This window comes from Paraburkholderia sp. RL17-381-BIF-C (assembly GCF_046026435.1).
Taxonomy (GTDB): Bacteria; Pseudomonadota; Gammaproteobacteria; order Burkholderiales; family Burkholderiaceae; genus Paraburkholderia.
In genome coordinates this window covers 1-18,577 of sequence record NZ_JARESX010000028.1, presented here as the reverse complement: position 1 = coordinate 18,577, position 18,577 = coordinate 1, and the positions used below count along the sequence as shown (strand labels likewise).

Genomic DNA, 18,577 nt, shown 5'->3' with positions numbered 1-18,577 from the left:
CGTTCTTACCCATGAACGAGGAGCGCAAGATGCAATCGACGAAACAGGACAAGGCGGCGACAGAAGCAGTGCCGCATGATGCCATCGAGCTTCTGGAGGCTGATCACCGGGCAGTCGAAAAACTGTTCACGGCGTTCAAAAAAACCGCGGACGACGATCTGGACGCGAAGGCCACCCTTGCGCAGCGTGCCTGCGAAGAGTTGTCCATCCACACGATGCTCGAAGAGGAACTGCTTTATCCCGCCGCGCAGGCCGCGCTGCCCGCCAGTGACAAGATCGACGTGGAAGAGGCATACATCGAACACTTTCTCGTCAAAACCCTGATTGCGAAGTTCGAAACGCTGAAGGCGGGCGACAAGGGCTTCGATGCGACCTTCAAAGTGATGAGTGAGATGGTGGGGCATCATGTGGAGGAAGAGGAACAGGAGCTGTTTCCGGAACTGCGCAAGTCGAATTGCAATCTCCGCTCGCTGGGCGAGAAGATGGCAAAACGCAAAGCCGAATTGCAGAGCAAGCTGGATGCGGTCGGCAGTAAAGCGGTGGGTGACAAGACTGCCGCGCTTTGAGTCTGATGAGTTGAGGGCATATCACGCAGCGCAGCAGACGCAGGAACACGTGGCGTAGGCTGCGCTGCTAGCGCAACGCGGTGCGTGACCTATTTTTTCGCGGGTGCGCTCGAGGTTCCGTACGCTACACGTCCACAAGCGTTTCCGTTAGTTCGCTGACGAATATGGATCTGCCGATTTGTTCGTGGCGCAATGCGGCGAACACATCGAGAATGCAACCGGTTGGCATGCCTTCGCCTGCCAGCGCCGGCAGAATGCCGCGTTGTCCTTTCGACGGACACACGCGAAGCAGCGCGCGCTCAACTTACGGCCGGCAGGCGCAGCGCCTCCCTATCCATTCTCGATTCGCGGACTTCCATGAGCAGACGTAGCGGGCACCTGCGCCTCGGCGCCTTCCTTTACCCCTCCGGACATCACATTGCGGCGTGGCGGCACCCCGACGCTCGAGCCGATGCCGGCGTTGATTTCCGTCATTACGTCCAGCTCGCCAAGGCTGCGGAGGCCGCCAAATTCGATCTGGTCTTTCTCGCCGACGGCGTGGGAACACGCGGTGACAACGTCGACTTTCTTAGCCGCACGGCGCATAGCTACGTGGCGCAGTTCGAACCGATCACCTTGCTCTCTGCGCTGGCGGCCGTGACCGAACGCATCGGCCTGGTCGGCACGGCCTCGACGAGTTTCAACGAGCCGTATCACATTGCCCGCAAGTTCGCGTCGCTCGATCACATCAGCGGAGGGCGTGCGGGCTGGAATCTGGTGACTTCGTCGAGCGAGCACGAGGCGAAGAACTTCAATCGCGACAAACATTTCGATCATGCCGAGCGCTACGCGCGTGCCGCCGAGTTCGCCGAAGTCACCGCGGGGCTGTGGGATAGCTGGGAGGATGACGCCTTTGTTCGCAACAAGGCCGAAGGCCGCTTCTTCGACCCGGCCAAGCGGCATGTGCTGGATCACAAGGGACGTTTCTTCCAGGTCAAGGGGCCGCTCAATGTCGCCCGTTCGCCTCAAGGGCATCCGGTCGTCGTGCAGGCAGGGTCGTCCGAAGCGGGTCGCGATCTGGCCGCAAAAACCGCCGAAGTGATTTTCACGGCGCAGCAGACGTTGCAGGACGCTGTAGATTTTTACGCCGATGTGAAGGGCCGCATGCAGACCTATGGCCGTCATCCCGACGACCTGAAGATCATGCCCGGCGTGTTCCCGATTGTCGGCCGCACCGAAGACGAAGCGAAACAGAAGTTCGAGCAGTTGCAGTCGCTCGTCGACCCGAAGGTGGGGCTCGCGCTCGTGTCCGGACTCACCGGCGGCTTCGATCTGTCTGAGTATCCGCTCGACGGTCCGATCCCGGAGCTGCCCGAGACGAATGCCAGCAAGAGCCGGCAAGCGCTGACCATCGAACTCGCTCGCCGCGAGAATCTGACGATACGTCAACTCTATTTGCGCGTGGCGGGCGCGCGTGGCCATTGGCAACTCGTCGGCACCCCGGCGCAGATCGTCGATCAACTCGAAGAGCGCTTCCTGAACTACGGCGCCGACGGCTTCAACGTGATGCCGCCATTGCTGCCCACCGGTTTGACCGATTTCGTCGAACTGGTGCTGCCCGAACTGCGGCGACGCGGCCTGTTCCGCGAGGACTACGAAGGCCGCACACTGCGCGAGAATCTTGGCTTGCGACGCCCGGCGCATCGCGTCGGATAGCGGCTGGCGCGACGGCGCCGGCGGCTTGCAAGCAGCCGCGCCGAAGCCGGATTAAACTGGCTCGACCTTGTTCGGGACGGAGATCGTTTCATGTCACGTCAGCTTCGCCTCGGCGCATTCATGCGCCCCACGACCATTCACACCGGGGCATGGCGCTACCCCGGCGCTTATCCCGACGCCAACTTCAATTTCGCGCATCTGAAGCGTTTCGCGCAGACGCTCGAGCGCGGCCGCTTCGACGCATTCTTCATGGCCGACCACCTCGCGGTGCTCAACATGCCGCTCGATGCGCTCAAGCACAGCCACACAGTCACGTCGTTCGAACCGCTCACCTTGCTTCCCGCGCTCGCCGCGGTTACCGAGCGGCTGGGGCTCATTGCGACCGCATCCACGACATTCGACGCGCCTTATCATGTGGCAAGGCGTTTTGCCTCGCTAGACCATATTAGCGGCGGCCGCGCGGGATGGAATCTCGTGACCACGTCGAACCCCGACGCCGCGCTCAATTTCGGCCTCGACGAGCATGTCGAACATGACGAGCGCTACCGCCGCGCGCGTGAGTTCTTCGATGTGGTCACCGGACTCTGGGACAGTTGGGCCGACGACGCGTTTATCCGCGATACGGAAACCGGCACATTCTTCGATCCGCAAAAGCTGCATGTGCTGAACTACAAAAGCGAGCACTTCTCCGTGCGCGGGCCGTTGAATATCGCGCGCCCTGTGCAGGGTTGGCCCGTTATCGTGCAGGCGGGATCGTCGGAAGCAGGGCGGCAGATCGCGGCCGAAACGGCCGAAGTGGTGTTCACCGCGCAAACGCAACTGGCGGACGGAAAGCGCTTTTATGCCGATGTCAAAGGCCGCATGGAGAAACTGGGGCGGCCACGCGATCATATGAAGATCCTTCCCGCCGCCTTTGTCGTGGTGGGCGATACGCTGGACGAGGCGCTCGAAACGCGAGCGCGACTCGACACGTTCGTTCATTACGAGAGCGGCATTGCTTCATTGTCGATTGCATTGGGACACGACGTGTCCGGCTTCGATCCTGACGGGCCGCTGCCCGACATTCCTGAAACGAATGCGAGCCGGACTGCGCGCCAACGCGTGCTCGAATGGGCGGAGCGCGACGGGCTGACGATTCGCCAACTGGCGCAGCGCATTGGCGGATATGCAGGGCTGGAGATGGTCGGCACGCCCGCCATGATCGCCGATCAGATGGACCAGTGGCTGGTGGAAGAGGGCTCCGACGGATTCAATGTGATGTTTCCGTATCTGCCGGGTGGGCTCGACGACTTCGTCGACAAGGTCATCCCCGAGTTGCAGAAGCGGGGGCTGTTCCGGCGAGAATACGAAGGCTCCACGCTGCGCGAAAATCTGGGCTTGCCGCGACCGGAAAACCGTTTCTTTCCGGGCTCTCGCCTCTCACGTTAGCCCGTTGGCGAACCCAGGCCGCCGTTCAGGAACCGCCGAACCAGTTATAGCCCTGATCGACCCAATAGCCGCCCGGAAACGTGTTGGTCACGAAGATCTCCATGATGTGCTTGGGGTTCTTGTAACCGAGTTTGGTGGGCATCCTGAGCTTCATCGGATAGCCGTACTTTGCAGGCAATTGCTGACCGTCGTACGTAAAGGTCAATAGTGTCTGCGGATGAAGCGCCGTCGGCATATCGATGCTTTCGTAGTAGTCGTCCGCGCATTTGAAGCCGACGTATTTCGCCGACGTATCGGCGCCGACGCGTTTGAGGAACTCCGAAAACGGCGTGCCGCCCCACCGGCCTATCGCGCTCCATCCTTCGACGCAGATATGCCGGGTGATCTGTTCGGCTTTAGGCAATGCGTAAAGATCGTCGAGGCTCCATGCTTTTCTTTCCTGCACGAGGCCGCTGACCTTCAACCGGAAGTCGCTGCCGTTGACGTGCGGGACCTCGTCGATGCCATAGAACGCGTTAAAGGGAAACGGACGGGTGATGTCCGCCTCGGTGTAGGTCGGCGCGAGACGGTTCGGATCGAACAGCCAGCCCTGCACGCTGTCGTTGAGCTTCGACACGCGCGCGAGGAACGTCTCGACCGATTTGTCGTCCGACAGGCTGCATCCGGTCAGCATCGCGAGCCCGCCGAGCGTGATGATGCGCTTGCCGAAGAGTCGCCGTGACGGCATATCGAGCTCACGACGCACGTCGATACTGAGCGACTCGCGATCCACGCCCGGCGAGGAAGGTTTGAATAGCTTCACTGTCTTACTCCTCGGTTAGCGGCCACGAATCATAGTGAGCAGCGAGCGCGGCACCAGCGCGACCATCGTCAGGTGGACGACGATAAAGCCGGCCAGCAGCGCCATCGCGCAGAAGTGAACGACACGCGCACGGTCGTATCCGCCCATCAGGTCGCGCAGTAGCGGAAACTGCACCGATTTCCAGATCGCGAGGCCCGATACGATCAGGAGAGCGATGTCGAGCATCACGAACAGGTATGCGAACTTCTGCACCGCGTTATAGCGGCTCGGGTCCGCGTGCGATAGATGTCCTCTCAGCGCTTCGCCGAGATCGTGCAGGATCGCGCGCGGCGACAGCGGGAAAAATTTCGATCTGAGCCGTCCGGTTGCAAGGTTCATCGCCAGATAGAAGAGGGCGTTGAAGAACAGCAGCCACATGGCCGCGAAGTGCCACTGCAACGCACCGCCGAGCCAGCCGCCGAGCGTGATGCCCGTCGGAATCCTGAAACCTTCGAATACCGGCGACGCGTCGTAGATTCGCCAGCCCGACAGCATCATCAGCACCGCGGCCAACGCGTTGAGCCAGTGCGCGATACGCACCCACGCGGGTTGGATCGTGCGCAATGCGTCGTGCGATGCGCCGGATTTGGGGATCGTGTTCATGTTGAATGAGCGCCATGAGAATTCGAAGGTGCATTCGCCGCAGAGATGCCGCGAATGCACCTTGGGGGACTTACTTGCTCATCGCGTCGCCTTTCTTCATCGCGTCGGGTTTCATCTTGCTGCCGTCCTTGCTCATCGAGTCTTTGGCCATCGCGTCCTTGCTCATCGAATCTTTGGACATGGTGCTCTTGGCCATCGAGTCTTTGCTCATGGCGTCCTTCGACATCGAATCACCGGACATGGCGCCGCTCGCCTGGGCGAACGCCGAACCACCGCTGACGAGCAACGCTGCGGCAAATGCTGCAATTGCAATGCTTTTCATGACAACTCCTTGAGTGTTGTTGATGAGGCCGGTATCGCCTAGGCGGCGTACGGGGCCCATGTGTATGAAGTGAATCTGCTTTCCGGCAACTACCGATGCGTCGTCATCCCGCATCTGTGAGGTAGTTCGCCGGGTGTCCCGACGCGGTTACAGCAGGCGCAAAATTTTTTGCTGAACGGGTGAAGGAGGGGGGCAACGTGCTTGCGACCTCCATTGCGCGGGACGATGGAATAAACTCCTGTTTCCTGTAACCGACGCCCCAGATGAATCGAACTACGGATATCACCGCCGCGCAGGCGAAAGAGGCGCACCTGCGAACCCTGTTCCAGCGTGGGCTGGACGGCGACGGCGCCGCGTACCGGCAATTCCTTATGGAACTTGGCGCGCACTTGCGTGGCTTCCTGCGCAGGCGGCTTTACGATGGCGCGTCCGACGCCGAGGATCTCGTGCAGGAAGTATTGCTTGCGGTGCATAACGCCCGGCATACCTATCGCGTCGAGGAACCGCTGACGGCATGGATTCACGCGATCGCGCGCTACAAGCTGACGGATTACTTTCGGGCGCGCGCGCGGCACGACGCGCTGAATGATCCGCTCGACGACGCGTTCGAGCTGCTCGCCGCGCCCGATCTCGAACCGGCGCAGGCAAAGCGCGACCTTGGGAAACTGCTCGAACAGTTACCGGATCGCCAGCGGCTGCCGATCGTGCATGTGAAGCTCGAGGGGCTGTCCGTGACGGAGACCGCGAGATTGACCGGCTTGTCGGAGTCCGCGGTCAAGATTGGCGTACATCGTGGACTCAAGGCATTGGCTGCAAAGATTCGAGGAACACGATGAAAACGGATGACTTCATTTACCTGCTTGCCACTGGCGTCGCGCCCGTGGACCGCCGCGCGCTCACGAAACGCTTCGGCCTCGCGGTGCTGATCGGCGCGGCCGGCGCCACGCTGATCATGGCGGTGGTGCTCGGCATCCGGCGCGACCTCGCTGAAGTGGCGGTTACGCCGATTTTCTGGGCGAAGATCGCCTTGCCCTTATGTGTGATGATCGGCTCGCTGTGGATGTCGACGCGGCTTGCCCGTCCCGGCGTACGCACGGGCGGCAGCGGATGGCTGATCGCCGCGCCCGTCGCGGCGGTCTGGCTGGCCGGTGCCTATGTATTGATGGCCGCACCGGGCGAAGCAAGGCTCGCACTCGTGCTTGGCAAAACCTGGCGCGTGTGTCCGTTCAATATCGCGATGCTGTCGATTCCCGGCTTTATCGCGGTGTTCTGGGCGCTCAAAGGGCTGGCGCCGACCCGGTTGGCTCTGACGGGCGCGGCGGGCGGTTTGCTGGCTGGGTCGACGGCGACGCTGGCGTACTGCCTGCATTGCCCGGAGATGGGCATTCCGTTCTGGGGTGCGTGGTACGTGCTCGGAATGTTGTTGCCGGCGGTCGTTGGCGCGGTGCTCGGGCCGCGGTTGTTGCGCTGGTAGTTGGATCCGGTTGATTCCACGCAAACTCTCTTACGCGGATTCCTGGGCGGGCCTCGAAGCCACGTTAGTGGTCCGCCGATTTACCCCACACGATAGATCCTGGATGCTGTTTCAGGTAATCCGACAGCGCCGTCAGCGCGGCAAGTGTGCGGCGCAACTCGGTCAACGCCTGACGAATATCGGTGTGCATCGGTGAGTCCTGCTGCAGCGTGGCGTTTGCCGCATTGTCTTCCTCGACGGTATTGGGCACGGTCGGCAGTTCGACCCGCATGCCACGTGTATCGATGCTGACAGCGGGCGCGTGCGGAAAGAAGTCCAGCGCCACATAGCGCTGTCCGGTCAGGACGCTCCCCATCCGCAACCGTCCGCGCAGACCCTGGGCGACCAGTTGATGCAGCAGCGCCCTGGCCGCCGCGCCGGAGCGTTGACCGAGCGCCTTCCTGTAGTGTCGTCCGAGGCGATAGGGGTCTCGCGTTTCACTCTCTGTTGGGACTCTCGCCGCTGGAGGATTCGATTCGCGACCGGCTGTTCGATCGTCTCCTCGACGAAGCGAGCTGGCAAGGTTCGCATTCGCAGGCAAAACGTCGCAAACGGACCGCGGGCTGAGCTACGCGGTCACGTCAATCCGCTGTGCGGGTGTCGCGCTGGTTCCATCGTGAACGGCGCGTCGACGCGTGGGCGAGAGCGGGGGGCTTGCCCATCCTTATGTGCGATAGCTTGCGACTCGGCAGAGCGGATTCCGGTCGGTCGACACGGGGTTTTTATCGAACCCATAAAACGAATGCGCAGTTGAGCACAGGATTGCATCGACGAGCGAGGGCGCAAGACGTAATTCCAGCAACGCGGAAAGTGTCTGGCTGTAGTCTGTCGCGTGTTCAAACTGCGTGTGTGGCCAGTCACTGCCCCACATCAGGCGTTCGGCGCCAAATGCGTCGATCAGTTGGTCCGTGGCTTCGCGCATGAAATTCGAGCCGGGTTTCGCGCAACGGTAAGCGCCCGAAATCTTGACCCATACACGACCCGAAGAGCCAAGCTCCAACAGGTCCTTGAACCCGCGGTCGCTGGTGCCGCTATCCAGGGCAGGGCGGCCAAAATGGTCGACGACGACTGGCAAGCCCACATCCAGTAAAGTGGTGATGAGTGGCGCCAGGTCCGACGCCTGCCTATGCAACTCAACATGCCAGCCGAGTTTTGATAACCGCCGCCATAACGTCGCGTAGCGCGCCGTACCGATGTCGGGGAGCGTCTGCCCCACAAGGTTGAGGCGCACGCCGGTAACGCCATCGGCGTTCAGTTGCGCCAGTTCGTCTTCCGAAATATCGGGGGAAACGACCGCCACCCCGCGCAGCCGGATCCGGTCCGTGGTCAACGCCTGTAAAAGATAGCTGTTGTCGGTACCGAGAAAACTTGGCTGGACCAGCACGGCATGTCCAATGTCGCTCGCGTCCAGAAGCTTCCGGTAAGCGTCCAGGGTTGCGTCATAGCCGGGTGCGTAGCGCCGTCCGTCCGCGAGCGGCAGTGTTCTTGCAAACACGTGCGCGTGCGTGTCGACGCGGGGCAGGACTCGCCGCGCAATGGGTGGTGCCTGAGTCATCGCTGGCTCCGGGGATGGTCAAGCGCAAACTCGGCATCGGCGACCGGCTGTGAAGACTGCTCTACGCCAGTCGGCCGCAAGCGCCTGCCGCGCGTTTCGGGAAGCGCCAACACGGCAACCATCGCCAGCCCATACGCAATGGCCGCGTCGATACCAATCGCTGCTCCGAGCGACATCGAATGACTCATGTACCCGACCAGCACAGGAAAACCTGCCGAGGCGATCCGCCCAAAGTTGTAGCAGAAGCCGACGCCCGTGCCGCGCATGTCTGCCGGATAGAGTTCGTTGAAGAGCGCACCCAGACTGGCCGGAATGCCGGCGGCAAAGAAGCCGAGCGGAAAACCCAGCATGAGCATCTCCGTGTTGCTCAACGGAAGCATGACGTAAGCCAGGACGGTGACAATGCACGCAAAGGCGAAGAAGGCGATGTTGCGGCGGCGGCCAATCCGGTCGAGCAGGTAGGCGCTCGCCATGCAGCCGCACCAGAAGGCAACGATGACGACGGCGAGGTATCCACCCGTGTTCAGGACCGACAGATGTCTTTCCTTTGAGAGGAAGGTCGGCAGCCAGGTCATGATGGCGTAGTACCCACCGTGAGCACCTGTACCGAGAATCGCACCTACCACCGTGGTCTTGATGACGCGTGGCTGAAATACTTGTGCGACCTGTGCCCACACTGAAACGGACGGCTCAGCAGTAGTCGGGGCGATGCGCGCCGGCTCGCGAAGATTGCGGCGGACGTAAAGAACGAGGAGTGCCGGTAGCAGGCCGACCCCGAACATGACACGCCACGCGGTGTCCGACGGTAGCCATGAAAACGCTGCTGCATACAGAAGCACGGCGCCGGCCCAACCAACAGCCCACGCGCTCTGCACGGCTCCCATGGCCTTGCCGCGGTGTTCGGAACGGATGGTCTCCGCCATCAGCACTGCGCCGGCTGCCCACTCCCCGCCGAACCCAAAACCCTGGAGTGCTTTCAGGACCAGCAACTGGGGAAAACTTTGGGCAAACGCACATAGGAAGGTGAAACTTGCAAACCAGAGAATCGTAATCTGCAGCGTCCGAACCCGACCGATCCTGTCGGACAAGGCGCCCGCCAGCCAGCCGCCCAGCGCCGACGACACCAAGGTCACTCCGCTGATGGCGCCCGCCTGTGTGTGGTCGATGCCGTAGGCTGCAATGATGGCGGGGATTGCCAGGGTGAACATCTGCACGTCGAGGGCATCGAGGCCCCAGCCGGCGAAACAACCCCAGAAGGTGCTGCGTTCGAGGGGTGTCCCTTGTTTGTACCACGTGAGCATCGCTGTCTCCACTTGAATTCATATATTCATGTATATGACTATATGTGTAGTCTAGAGTCGTCCACGAAAATGTCATTGAGGACTTACCCTCGTCTTCACGGGTTGTTGTAAAGTGACCATTCCTGTGAACAACTAGATGAATCATGGATACGCAATCGTTCTCGGGCACGCCAGACGGTCGGTTGCCCCGATACCAGCAACTGCGCGACGACCTGGTGCGTCGCATTGCGGAGGGCGAGTGGGAGCCCGAAAAGGCGATCGCCACCGAGGCGGAGCTCAGTCAGTTCTATGCCGTGTCGACCGGAACCCTTCGCAAGGCGATTGATTTGCTGGTGGCCGACGGCGTGCTCACCCGCACTCAGGGGAAGGGAACCTTCGTGCGGCGTCCTCGCTTTGATTCGTCGTTGTTCCGCTTCTTCCGGTTCAAGTCGGTTGACGGCAAGCCGGTCCGACCGGCAGCAAAAGTGCTCCGCCGCGAAGTCGTCAAGCCGGACGAGAGGATTCGCTCCACGTTGCGAATGAAAGCGACCGAGAAGGCGGTTCATCTCTCAAGAGTACGGCTGATTGACGGGCAACCGGTCTTGTCGGAAGAAATATGGCTGCCTCGAAGCCGTTTCGAAGGGCTGGCGACACTCCCCCTCGGCGATTTCGAAGACTTGCTGTATCCGCTTTACGAGCGGCTCTGCCGGCAAATCGTAGCATCGGCCAGGGAAATCCTGAACGTCGAGCAGGCCACAGAAGCCGATGCAGCGCTCTTGCGTATCGATGTTGGCAGCCCGGTCATTCTCGTGCACCGTGTGGCATCCGATTTTGCCGGGACGCCTATTGAATGGCGCATCACGCGTGGTGCTGCGTCAGCCTTCCAGTATCAGGTCGACATTCGCTGACAGCGCGACTTCCTTCTTTCCGCTCCGAACATACGAACATAGGCAGGCGGCCTGCTGAAACAGCAGCGCCGCGTGCGTTCGTACGCCCGTCCGTCCGGGTTATACCTCATTGCAGATTGGCGCCAAACATACAAACATATATATGACTATATAAATTTGCTTGTTTTCGTTTGACCGGGCGCTCTGCGAAACGCCAGTCACGGCAGCGGGCATGGACCTTTGGAGAGAACATGTCTACGGCGGTTATACGCGAGCAGCAGGTAATGAGGAAAATGGCATGGCGGCTGATGCCCTTGCTCATCGTCATGTTTCTCATCGCATTCATCGACCGGCAGAATGTCGGTTTCGCGAAACTGGAAATGGTTCAGGCGCTCGGCATGACGGAAGCCGCCTACGGGTTGGGCGCCTCGCTGTTTTTCATAGGCTACCTCCTGTTCGAGGTGCCCAGCACTCTGGCATTACATCGTTTCGGCGCCCGTACCTGGCTTGCGCGCATCATGATTACGTGGGGCGTCATTACGGTGTTAATGGCGTTCACGAAGTCGCTGCCGGTGTTTTATTCATTCCGGTTCGCACTGGGTGTTGCAGAGGCCGGGTTCTATCCTGGTGTCATTTACTATCTGACGCAGTGGTTTCCTCAGAGCTACCGGACGCGCGTGCTCGGGCTTTTCACACTCGGCAGTTCGCTCGCGAACATGTTAGGTTCGCTGGTTGGAGGCATGCTGCTTTCCTTGGGTGGGACACTGGGACTGGCTGGTTGGCAATGGGTCTTCCTCGCGACCGGCATTCCGGCAATACTGATTGCGTTCGTAGCACTGAAGTTTCTGCCGAGCTCGGTCAAGCAAGCGACCTTTCTTTCTCGGGATGAACAGGACATGGTGATCGCGGCGCTCGAGCGCGAAGCGTCCCCTGAGGCAAAAGAGTCACGACCATGGGCCGCATTGCTCGACCCGAAGGTGCTTATGTTTGCCGCGACCTACATGATGATGTCGACGTCGCTGTACGGTGTCACGTACTGGATGCCTACGTTGGTCAAGAGCTGGGGCGTTTCTTCGAGCGTCAACGGCCTGCTCAACATGATTCCGTGGGCACTCGCGACACTTCTTCTGCTTTGGCTTCCCGGGAAACTCAAGCGTGAGCAGGTGGTGCTAAAAGCAATGGTCGTGGTGGCAGGCATCGGCGTCGTATGCTTTGCTTCCAGCCTCGTATTGCCGACCGTGTCGTTGCGCTTTATTGCGCTGTGTTTGGGCGGCGCCTGTATTCCTCTGCTGTACCCTTGCTTCTGGTCGCTGCCCCCGCGTTTCTTTTCCGGCGCCCGCGCCGCAGCAAGCGTCGCGGCTATCAACTGCATCGGCAATCTTGGCGGGTTCTTCGGACAGAACCTGATGCCGTACGTTGGCAAAGTCAGTAATAGCCACGTTGCACCAATGCTTGTTCCGACAGCATGCCTGTTGGCTCTCGCAATTGGGACCGCCATTGCGTCGGTAGTGGGTGGGCATCGCAAGGCGGCGCTTGCATCATCAACGGTTTCGCTTTGATTGAATCGCTGCCGCTCGATGCAGTAGCCTCGGACTGAGATTCGGCCACTTCGAGACGCTCGCCTGGGCGGATTCGATAGCCGCGAGCGGCCGATTGATCTCATCGCGCCGTCGCTCGTTGAAGCGATTAACCCCCGGCCCGCTTAGCGTTATGGCCGTGCTTTTTGAGTGCCTCAATGACCCGCTCGCAATGGTCGCCTTGCACTTCAATCACGCCGTCCTTGACCGTCCCGCCAGAACCGCAGACCGTGCGCAGCTGCTTGGCTAGCAACGCCAAAGCGAGCGGCTCGAGCGCCAGCCCTCTTATGAGTGTCACGCTCTTGCCTCCGCGGCCCTTGGTCTCGCGAGACACTCGCACCGCACCGTCACCCGCCTGCGATGTCGCGGCCACTGCCTTGCAGACACAGTCCGCGAGCGGGCGCCTGCACTCGGGGCACATCCGCCCGCCGTCGGTGGAATAGACAAGGCCGCCTTTTGAACTACTCTTCATGATTGGCTTACTCGAAGACGCTTATAAGTCGGGAATCGGGGCGAGTTTAGCAGGTGTGCTTCAGTAGCCGACCATGGCCAGGTGAGGTCGCTCGGAGCTTGCGGATAGTGCGAGGGGTGGGCCGCGAAAGAGCCGTGCGTTGAACTCATTCAACCAGCTTTCCCACGGCCGCTATCTGCCATGCTGTCCGCAATCGAAGTCGACTGGCAAGGTGCGTGATCTTTAAGCGCGCCGTGGGCCGCCGCGCACAGGACGGTTCGATCATATGCATGACGCAAGCGATTGATCGATTACGCCTTCTCAGAAATCGACCGCCTTGAACAGCCGATTCTTGTCGAGCGTGGCCGGATCGAGTGGCTTCTCGGCGCCTTCGGGCGGCAGCGGCGGGCTGGCGTCTTCCAGCGCGCGCCCGGTGTAGCGGCTTCGTGGCCGTATGACCTTGCCCACCCGCAACTGCTCGATACAATGGGCGAGCAATCCCACGCTGCGGGCCGTTGCGAACAACGCGAACGACGTATCGCGTGGTAACGCCAACTGGGCCGCAAGAGCCGCGAGCGCAACGTCGATATTCGGCTGGAGTCCGGTCAGCTCGACCACCTTGTCGATGAACGAGACGAGTTCCCTATGTGGATTCAACACTTCGAGCAAGGCGGCCGCTCGCGGATCGCCGTCCGGATAGAGATGATGTCCAAAGCCCGGTATCGGAATGGCCGACTGCAAGTGATGAGCAACGACGTGTTCCGCGCCGAGTCGTCCAACGTCGTCGAACACGGCCCGCACGCGGCCCGACGCGTCGCCATGCAGTGGGCCTGATAAGGTCGCGAGTCCCGTGAGCAGGCATCCCGGCAGCGATGCGCCGGTGGAGGCGGTAATTCTGGCGGCGAACGCCGAACTCGTTATCTCGTGATCGGCCACGAGAACCATCGCACGGCGGATGAGTTCGGCGGCATCGCGGTCCTGGCCCCAACCGAGCGCGAGCCGCTCATGTGTCCCAAGTGCATGCGCGTCACCACGCGCGCCAAACGCTTGCGCGATGAGCGCCACGAGCCGGCCGGCTTCGACATGCAGTGCGCTGTCCGTGCGTCCGATGGTCGAGTGCCCGCTGGCCGCGAGTGCCGCCAGCGAAGTGAACGCGCATTGCCTGCCACGCTCGTCGCCCTGCAGCGGCAGACCACCGGCTTCGAACGAAACGGGCGCGCGCGCATTCCAGAGAATGGCCGCCACTTCCTCAAGCGTCGCCGTGTCCGCTAGCCGGATGCTATCGCGTCCCCGGTAGTACGGCCGACCTTTTGAGAAAGTGGTGATGCCGCTGTAAATGCAGGGCTCCGCACCGAATATCATTCCGGCGGCGAGCGCCTCGCGCTTACGTCCCACCTGCTTTTTGCGGCACAGACCGGCGACGTCCTCCGCACGATAGAGGCTCTTGCGCGGGTCATGCGGGTCCGGCATGACCGCAATGGTCCCTCGACTGACGTACGCGTAGACAGTCTGCGCCTGCACGCCGAGTTGTCGGGCCGCTTCAGTCAGAGTTATCCAGTTTCGCATGGGATGACAGGCAAGTGATGCAGCACAACGCGGCAGAAGAGGCGTTACGATGCTGGTCGCGCGTTGCCTATGAGCGCGACCAATCCAGCGTCAATAGTGACGTTTTTTCAGGTGAAAGTCATCTCGGCGGGTCGTCGCTCCAGAATCTCGACGAGAATGTCGCCCGGCGCTCGTACGAAGCAGGCTCGGACGCCGGCGCGAACCTGCTTGACCGGCGCGACGATTTCCGCGTCACAGCGCAACAGATGCTCGAACGCGGCGTCGAGATCGTCCACCACCACACCGAAATGATCGATGCCCTGTCTTTGCTCGCCCTGAGGAAGCCGGCCGGCTTGCGCGTTCGCCAGCGGCGTGATGAAAAGATTGATGCTGCCGATGCGCAAATCCACGCGTCCCGGACGTCGCACGATTTCAGCGTTCAGACAGCGCGCAAACCATGCGGCGGTCGCTTCTGCGTCTGCCGAGCACAGTTGCAGATGATCCCACTTGAATTCAATCATTCGATTTCTCTGAATAGTCGCAAGCGTCACAGTTCGATGCGGGAAAGCTTGCCCAGCAGCACGGAGTATGAGAACGCGCCGAGCAGGCAGATCGCGCCCATCAGGTTCAGAGCCCAGTAGAAGTGGCCGGTGTAGTGGGTGATATAGCCGATCATGAGCGGCGTGGTAACACCCGCGATATTGGCCGCGAGACTGGTGATGCTGCTCGTCAGTCCCACGTACTGCCGGGGCGCGATTTCGGAGACGGCGGCCCACGACATCGATCCCACGCCCTGCGCGAAGAACGCGATCGTCAGGATCGCGATCACGGCCTCGTTCGACTCGACGAAATTGACGAGCACGATCGAAGCGCCGAGCAGCGTGCCGACGATGAGCGGCGTCTTGCGCGCCGTGGAAATCGACACCCCGCGGCGGATGAAGAAATCCGACAGGGAGCCGGCAAGGAGAATGCCGAGCGTCGCACCAATGAAAGGCAACGCCTGGAAGATCCCGACCTTGATCATCGACATGTGGCGCGCTTCGATCAGATAGGTCATGAACCACGTGGTGAAGAAGACCAGCAAGGTGTTATTGCAGAACTTGCCAAGACAGATGGCGAGAATCTGCCGGTAGCTGAGCAGCTTGAGCGCCATGCGCCAGTCGAATTTTTCGCGTGCCTTGCGCGTCGTCGCGCCGTCATTGATGTACTGCAGCTCGGCGGCATTCACGCTCGCGTGCCGTTGCGGATCGCGATACACCCGGTACCAGAGAAGGCTGAACAGAATGCCGAAGCCTCCCGTCACGAAAAACACCGCGCGCCAGCCGTACGCGGCGGAGATCCACAGCAACAAGCCGGTAAACAAGGGCGTGCCGATGTATTGGCCCATGACGTAGACGCTGGTTGCGAAGCCGCGCTCCCGCGCGGGAAACCACAGCGTCACGGCGCGTGCGTTCGAAGGGAAGGCGGGCGCCTCCAGTGCGCCGATCGCGAGCCGCGAGCCGAGCAGCATGTGATAGCCGCTCGCGAGACCCTGCGTCAGCGTGGCGAACGACCAGCCGACGAGAGACAGCGCATAGGCAATGCGCGAGCCCAGCACGTCCGTCAGCACGCCGCCGGGCACGAGAGCAATGGAATAGGCGAGGCCGAATGCCGCGAACAGTTCGCCCATTTGCATCCTGTCGAGCCCGAGCCCCTTCGAGAGACCTGGTGCAACGATGCCCAGCGCCGAGCGGTCCACGTAGTTGAGGATAGTGGCCACGAGCAACATCGAGAGCACGACATACCGGATTCTGGAGCGTTTCGCGGTATCCGCGAAGGCCGCGTTTCGCGGCGGCAAGGTTTTTTCCTCTATGACTTTCATCGGTGTCTCCATAACATTAGCCTGTTGTTTTTTTATTGGCGAAAGGGCGATCTATCCGCGGCCGACGAACGGCATGGCGCTCGCCATGATGGTCATGTTGAGCACATTGGCCTCGAGCGGAAGACTCGCCATGTGCACGACGGCATTCGCAACGTGCGTCACGTCCATTCTTGCTTCAGGCGCCAGACGTCCGTCCGCTTGCAGTACGCCGCGGTTCATGCGTTCCGTGAGCGAGGTGGCCGCATTGCCGATATCGATCTGACTGCAGGCGATGTTGAACGCTCGTCCGTCCAGCGCAATCGATTTGGTGATGCCGGTGATCGCATGCTTGGTCGCCGTATAGGCGATGGTATGCGGCCGCGGCGAGTGCGCCGAGATCGATCCATTGTTGATGATTCGTCCGCCTTGCGGGGATTGCGCTTTCATCAAGCGATAAGCGGCGCGGGCGCACAGGAACACGCCGGTCAGATTGGTGGCGACGACATCGTTCCAGAATTCGACCTCGTAGTCTTCCAGCGGGACGGCGCCCGCGTTGCGCCCCGCGTTGTTGAAGAGCACGTCGAGGCGGCCGAATGTCTCGGCGATCTGCGAAAACGCGCGCTCAACCGAGGCTGCGTCGGCGACGTCGGTCTGGAACACATGCGCTTGCCCACCGGCGATGCCGATTGCCTCCTTCGTCTCCAGCAGCGGTTCCGCTCTGCGCCCGAGGAGCGCGACGGCGAATCCGGCGTGGGCGAGCGCCATGGCGGCGGAGCGGCCGATGCCGGAGCCGGCGCCCGTCACGGCTGCAAATTTCTTCGATGCAGGCATTTCACTTCCTCTCGACAGGTCAATTGAACATGGGGTGCAGAGTTGCATTCGTGCCATGCGTCGAGCAATCTTGATTCATTGAATCAACATCTGAGCGCTTTGCCGATGGGGATCGCACCAGGGTTTTCCTGATATGGGCGTTGCGTGCGGCGGGACAGACAAGGGGCGCGAAAGGAAAGGGATAGGGGCATGCAGCGCGCACCGGGGCGAATAGAGGGCTCATCATTTCCGAGGAGTTGATTCATCCAATCAACATTGACGGCCCGGTCGGCTGTTTCGTAGGCTCTCGACGTCTGCCTACCCAAGGAAAAACCATGTCGAAAGATAACCGTACCAGGCTGTTGATTGCGCGCAAAGTTCCCACCGCCGTGGCGCAGCGCGCTGAAGCCGATTTCCATGCCTTCGTGACCGAGTCCGATATGGACTCGTGGTCAGTCGTCGACTTCTGCAAGAAGCACGAGGTGCCCGCCGTATTGATCGGCAAGAAATCCGGGTTGCAAGCGGAGCACATCGCCGCGCTGCCTTCGACAGTCAGGATCATTGCGAACGCGAGCGCGGGCTTCGATCACATGGACGTGGCTGCTGCCCGCGAAAGGGGAATTGTCGTCACGAACGCTCCTGATGCGTTGACCGAATGCACGGCCGATTTCTCGATGCTGCTCGTGCTCGCGGCCTGCCGGCGTGCATCGGAGTACGAACGAATTATGCGCAACGGTTGGGGAAAATCATTCGGCATGACCGAAATGCTGGGGACGCGGGTCAACGGCAAGACGCTCGGCATTGTCGGATTCGGGCGTATCGGACGAGCGGTCGCGAAGCGTGCGCAGGGTTTCGGCATGCGCGTGATCTACACGGACATTAACCGTGCGCCTGAGTCGCTGGAGAATGGCGCGACGTACTACGCCAGCCTCGAGGATATGCTGCCGCACTGCCAGGTGCTCACGCTGCACGTGCCGGGCGGTGGCGTCCCGCTAATGACAAAAAATGAGTTTGGGCTGCTGCCCAAGGGCGCGGTCTTTGTCAACGCGGCGCGTGGCGGTCTGGTGGATGAAGATGCGCTTTATGAAGCGCTGACTTCGGGACATCTATTCAGTGCCGGTCTGGACGTGTACCGGAATGAGCCGAATGTCGACAAGCGTTTTGCGGCGCTCGAGAACGTGTTTCTAACGCCGCACATGGCGAGCGCCACGATCGAGACTCGCGACCAGATGGGTTTCACGGCGCTGGATAACGTTGCCGCCGTGCTGGATGGGCGGGCCGCGTTGAATCCGGTGTGAATCCCGGCCTCGCGAATCAGAGCTTGTAAAGCTCGCGTCGCGAGGTCGTCCAATTGCACCTGTGCTTCAGCGGCCAGCAGCGCGGCCTTGACCTCGTCAGACAGCCCGCTGCGACCCAACGCGCCGCGCTTCTCGCTGTGGATCAGTGCGATCCGTTTCGAATGGCGCCGGGCACGCGGGCAGGGCACGCGTGGGACGGTCGGCGCGTAGTGCCGGCTGTAGGCCGATGGCAGCGGAGTCGATCGGCTGTCCTGTCTCCGTCAGCGAAAGCGCGTTTCACCATGCGGGATTCATTGCGAATCTCCGGATCAGCATCATTTCGTTGTTTGAAAAGTGGTTTTGCATCGCAAAAATTGCCGCGTATCT

At 61.1% G+C, this 18,577-nt stretch carries 19 protein-coding genes; 8 read left to right on the top strand and 11 right to left on the bottom strand.

The window, feature by feature from the left end; translation table 11 throughout:
• The first annotated feature begins 29 nt into the window (after positions 1-29).
• From P0D70_RS18565 to P0D70_RS18555, 3 genes are all read left to right on the top strand, one after another.
• Positions 30-566, top strand: coding sequence for a hemerythrin domain-containing protein (locus P0D70_RS18565; RefSeq protein ID WP_091800499.1), 537 nt, complete (start codon positions 30-32; stop codon positions 564-566).
• 357 nt (positions 567-923) lie between these two features.
• On the top strand, positions 924-2,261 hold the full coding sequence (locus tag P0D70_RS18560) for an LLM class flavin-dependent oxidoreductase (RefSeq protein ID WP_408185571.1): 1,338 nt from the start codon (positions 924-926) through the stop codon (positions 2,259-2,261).
• A gap of 90 nt (positions 2,262-2,351) precedes the next feature.
• Positions 2,352-3,689: an LLM class flavin-dependent oxidoreductase gene (locus P0D70_RS18555; RefSeq protein ID WP_408185570.1), complete on the top strand. Its 1,338-nt coding sequence runs from the start codon at positions 2,352-2,354 to the stop codon at positions 3,687-3,689.
• A gap of 25 nt (positions 3,690-3,714) precedes the next feature.
• Here P0D70_RS18555 and P0D70_RS18550 read toward each other — a convergent pair whose 3' ends face one another.
• The 3 genes from P0D70_RS18550 to P0D70_RS18540 all read right to left on the bottom strand — a co-directional run bounded on the left by P0D70_RS18550 (position 3,715) and on the right by P0D70_RS18540 (position 5,455).
• Entirely contained in the window at positions 3,715-4,491 is a 777-nt protein-coding gene (locus P0D70_RS18550; RefSeq protein WP_408185569.1) for a molybdopterin-dependent oxidoreductase, read from the bottom strand.
• 15 nt (positions 4,492-4,506) lie between these two features.
• On the bottom strand, positions 4,507-5,133 hold the full coding sequence (locus tag P0D70_RS18545; protein WP_091800502.1) for a cytochrome b/b6 domain-containing protein: 627 nt from the start codon (positions 5,131-5,133) through the stop codon (positions 4,507-4,509).
• 70 nt (positions 5,134-5,203) lie between these two features.
• Entirely contained in the window at positions 5,204-5,455 is a 252-nt protein-coding gene (locus tag P0D70_RS18540) for a pentapeptide MXKDX repeat protein (RefSeq protein WP_408185568.1), read from the bottom strand.
• Positions 5,456-5,718: 263 nt separating this feature from the next.
• Here P0D70_RS18540 and P0D70_RS18535 point away from each other — a divergent pair, with 263 nt between their 5' ends.
• A complete protein-coding gene (locus P0D70_RS18535; protein ID WP_408185567.1) occupies positions 5,719-6,291 on the top strand; it encodes a sigma-70 family RNA polymerase sigma factor in 573 nt (190 codons plus the stop codon).
• Positions 6,288-6,929, top strand: a complete 642-nt coding sequence (locus P0D70_RS18530) for a DUF1109 domain-containing protein (protein WP_408185566.1) — start codon at positions 6,288-6,290, stop codon at positions 6,927-6,929. Before P0D70_RS18535 ends, P0D70_RS18530 begins: the two co-directional genes overlap by 4 nt.
• 64 nt (positions 6,930-6,993) lie before the next feature.
• On the opposite strand, the gene P0D70_RS18525 is transcribed toward P0D70_RS18530, so the two are convergent.
• The 3 genes from P0D70_RS18525 to P0D70_RS18515 all read right to left on the bottom strand — a co-directional run bounded on the left by P0D70_RS18525 (position 6,994) and on the right by P0D70_RS18515 (position 9,824).
• Positions 6,994-7,284, bottom strand: coding sequence for a hypothetical protein (locus P0D70_RS18525; RefSeq protein ID WP_408185565.1), 291 nt, complete (start codon positions 7,282-7,284; stop codon positions 6,994-6,996).
• Between the two features lie 348 nt (positions 7,285-7,632).
• The gene (locus P0D70_RS18520) at positions 7,633-8,523 is read right to left on the bottom strand and encodes an amidohydrolase family protein (RefSeq protein WP_408185564.1); all 891 of its coding nucleotides are present in this window, start codon (positions 8,521-8,523) and stop codon (positions 7,633-7,635) included.
• Entirely contained in the window at positions 8,520-9,824 is a 1,305-nt protein-coding gene (locus P0D70_RS18515) for an MFS transporter (protein WP_408185563.1), read from the bottom strand. The genes P0D70_RS18520 and P0D70_RS18515 overlap by 4 nt, the downstream gene beginning before the upstream one ends.
• A gap of 143 nt (positions 9,825-9,967) precedes the next feature.
• Between P0D70_RS18515 and P0D70_RS18510 the strand changes: the two genes are divergently transcribed.
• The gene (locus tag P0D70_RS18510; RefSeq protein ID WP_408185562.1) at positions 9,968-10,711 is read left to right on the top strand and encodes a GntR family transcriptional regulator; all 744 of its coding nucleotides are present in this window, start codon (positions 9,968-9,970) and stop codon (positions 10,709-10,711) included.
• A 230-nt stretch (positions 10,712-10,941) separates the two neighbouring features.
• Positions 10,942-12,249 (top strand): MFS transporter, encoded by a 1,308-nt coding sequence (locus P0D70_RS18505; RefSeq protein ID WP_091794048.1) that lies wholly within the window; start codon positions 10,942-10,944, stop codon positions 12,247-12,249.
• Between the two features lie 127 nt (positions 12,250-12,376).
• Here P0D70_RS18505 and P0D70_RS18500 read toward each other — a convergent pair whose 3' ends face one another.
• The 5 genes from P0D70_RS18500 to P0D70_RS18480 all read right to left on the bottom strand — a co-directional run bounded on the left by P0D70_RS18500 (position 12,377) and on the right by P0D70_RS18480 (position 16,934).
• The gene (locus P0D70_RS18500; RefSeq protein WP_091794050.1) at positions 12,377-12,739 is read right to left on the bottom strand and encodes a translation initiation factor Sui1; all 363 of its coding nucleotides are present in this window, start codon (positions 12,737-12,739) and stop codon (positions 12,377-12,379) included.
• Positions 12,740-13,039: 300 nt separating this feature from the next.
• Complete coding sequence (locus P0D70_RS18495; RefSeq protein ID WP_408185561.1) at positions 13,040-14,284, bottom strand: citrate/2-methylcitrate synthase; 1,245 nt, start codon at positions 14,282-14,284, stop codon at positions 13,040-13,042.
• A gap of 107 nt (positions 14,285-14,391) precedes the next feature.
• On the bottom strand, positions 14,392-14,784 hold the full coding sequence (locus tag P0D70_RS18490; protein WP_408185560.1) for a VOC family protein: 393 nt from the start codon (positions 14,782-14,784) through the stop codon (positions 14,392-14,394).
• Positions 14,785-14,810: 26 nt separating this feature from the next.
• Positions 14,811-16,124, bottom strand: a complete 1,314-nt coding sequence (locus P0D70_RS18485; RefSeq protein ID WP_408185559.1) for an MFS transporter — start codon at positions 16,122-16,124, stop codon at positions 14,811-14,813.
• Between the two features lie 51 nt (positions 16,125-16,175).
• Entirely contained in the window at positions 16,176-16,934 is a 759-nt protein-coding gene (locus P0D70_RS18480; RefSeq protein ID WP_091794058.1) for an SDR family oxidoreductase, read from the bottom strand.
• A gap of 314 nt (positions 16,935-17,248) precedes the next feature.
• On the opposite strand from P0D70_RS18480, the gene P0D70_RS18475 reads away from it, so the two are divergent.
• Entirely contained in the window at positions 17,249-18,211 is a 963-nt protein-coding gene (locus P0D70_RS18475; RefSeq protein ID WP_408185558.1) for a 2-hydroxyacid dehydrogenase, read from the top strand.
• The last annotated feature ends 366 nt before the right edge of the window (positions 18,212-18,577 follow it).

Coding starts and splice junctions, on each gene's coding strand:
- P0D70_RS18480 (WP_091794058.1), bottom strand. CDS start 16,934: ATGCCTGCATCGAAGAAATTTGCAGCCGTGACGGGCGCCGGCTCCGGC.
- P0D70_RS18500 (WP_091794050.1), bottom strand. CDS start 12,739: ATGAAGAGTAGTTCAAAAGGCGGCCTTGTCTATTCCACCGACGGCGGG.
- P0D70_RS18565 (WP_091800499.1), top strand. CDS start 30: ATGCAATCGACGAAACAGGACAAGGCGGCGACAGAAGCAGTGCCGCAT.
- P0D70_RS18485 (WP_408185559.1), bottom strand. CDS start 16,124: ATGAAAGTCATAGAGGAAAAAACCTTGCCGCCGCGAAACGCGGCCTTC.
- P0D70_RS18535 (WP_408185567.1), top strand. CDS start 5,719: ATGAATCGAACTACGGATATCACCGCCGCGCAGGCGAAAGAGGCGCAC.
- P0D70_RS18495 (WP_408185561.1), bottom strand. CDS start 14,284: ATGCGAAACTGGATAACTCTGACTGAAGCGGCCCGACAACTCGGCGTG.
- P0D70_RS18520 (WP_408185564.1), bottom strand. CDS start 8,523: ATGACTCAGGCACCACCCATTGCGCGGCGAGTCCTGCCCCGCGTCGAC.
- P0D70_RS18560 (WP_408185571.1), top strand. CDS start 924: ATGAGCAGACGTAGCGGGCACCTGCGCCTCGGCGCCTTCCTTTACCCC.
- P0D70_RS18540 (WP_408185568.1), bottom strand. CDS start 5,455: ATGAAAAGCATTGCAATTGCAGCATTTGCCGCAGCGTTGCTCGTCAGC.
- P0D70_RS18510 (WP_408185562.1), top strand. CDS start 9,968: ATGGATACGCAATCGTTCTCGGGCACGCCAGACGGTCGGTTGCCCCGA.
- P0D70_RS18515 (WP_408185563.1), bottom strand. CDS start 9,824: ATGCTCACGTGGTACAAACAAGGGACACCCCTCGAACGCAGCACCTTC.
- P0D70_RS18475 (WP_408185558.1), top strand. CDS start 17,249: ATGTCGAAAGATAACCGTACCAGGCTGTTGATTGCGCGCAAAGTTCCC.
- P0D70_RS18505 (WP_091794048.1), top strand. CDS start 10,942: ATGTCTACGGCGGTTATACGCGAGCAGCAGGTAATGAGGAAAATGGCA.
- P0D70_RS18545 (WP_091800502.1), bottom strand. CDS start 5,133: ATGAACACGATCCCCAAATCCGGCGCATCGCACGACGCATTGCGCACG.
- P0D70_RS18555 (WP_408185570.1), top strand. CDS start 2,352: ATGTCACGTCAGCTTCGCCTCGGCGCATTCATGCGCCCCACGACCATT.
- P0D70_RS18490 (WP_408185560.1), bottom strand. CDS start 14,784: ATGATTGAATTCAAGTGGGATCATCTGCAACTGTGCTCGGCAGACGCA.
- P0D70_RS18525 (WP_408185565.1), bottom strand. CDS start 7,284: ATGGGGAGCGTCCTGACCGGACAGCGCTATGTGGCGCTGGACTTCTTT.
- P0D70_RS18530 (WP_408185566.1), top strand. CDS start 6,288: ATGAAAACGGATGACTTCATTTACCTGCTTGCCACTGGCGTCGCGCCC.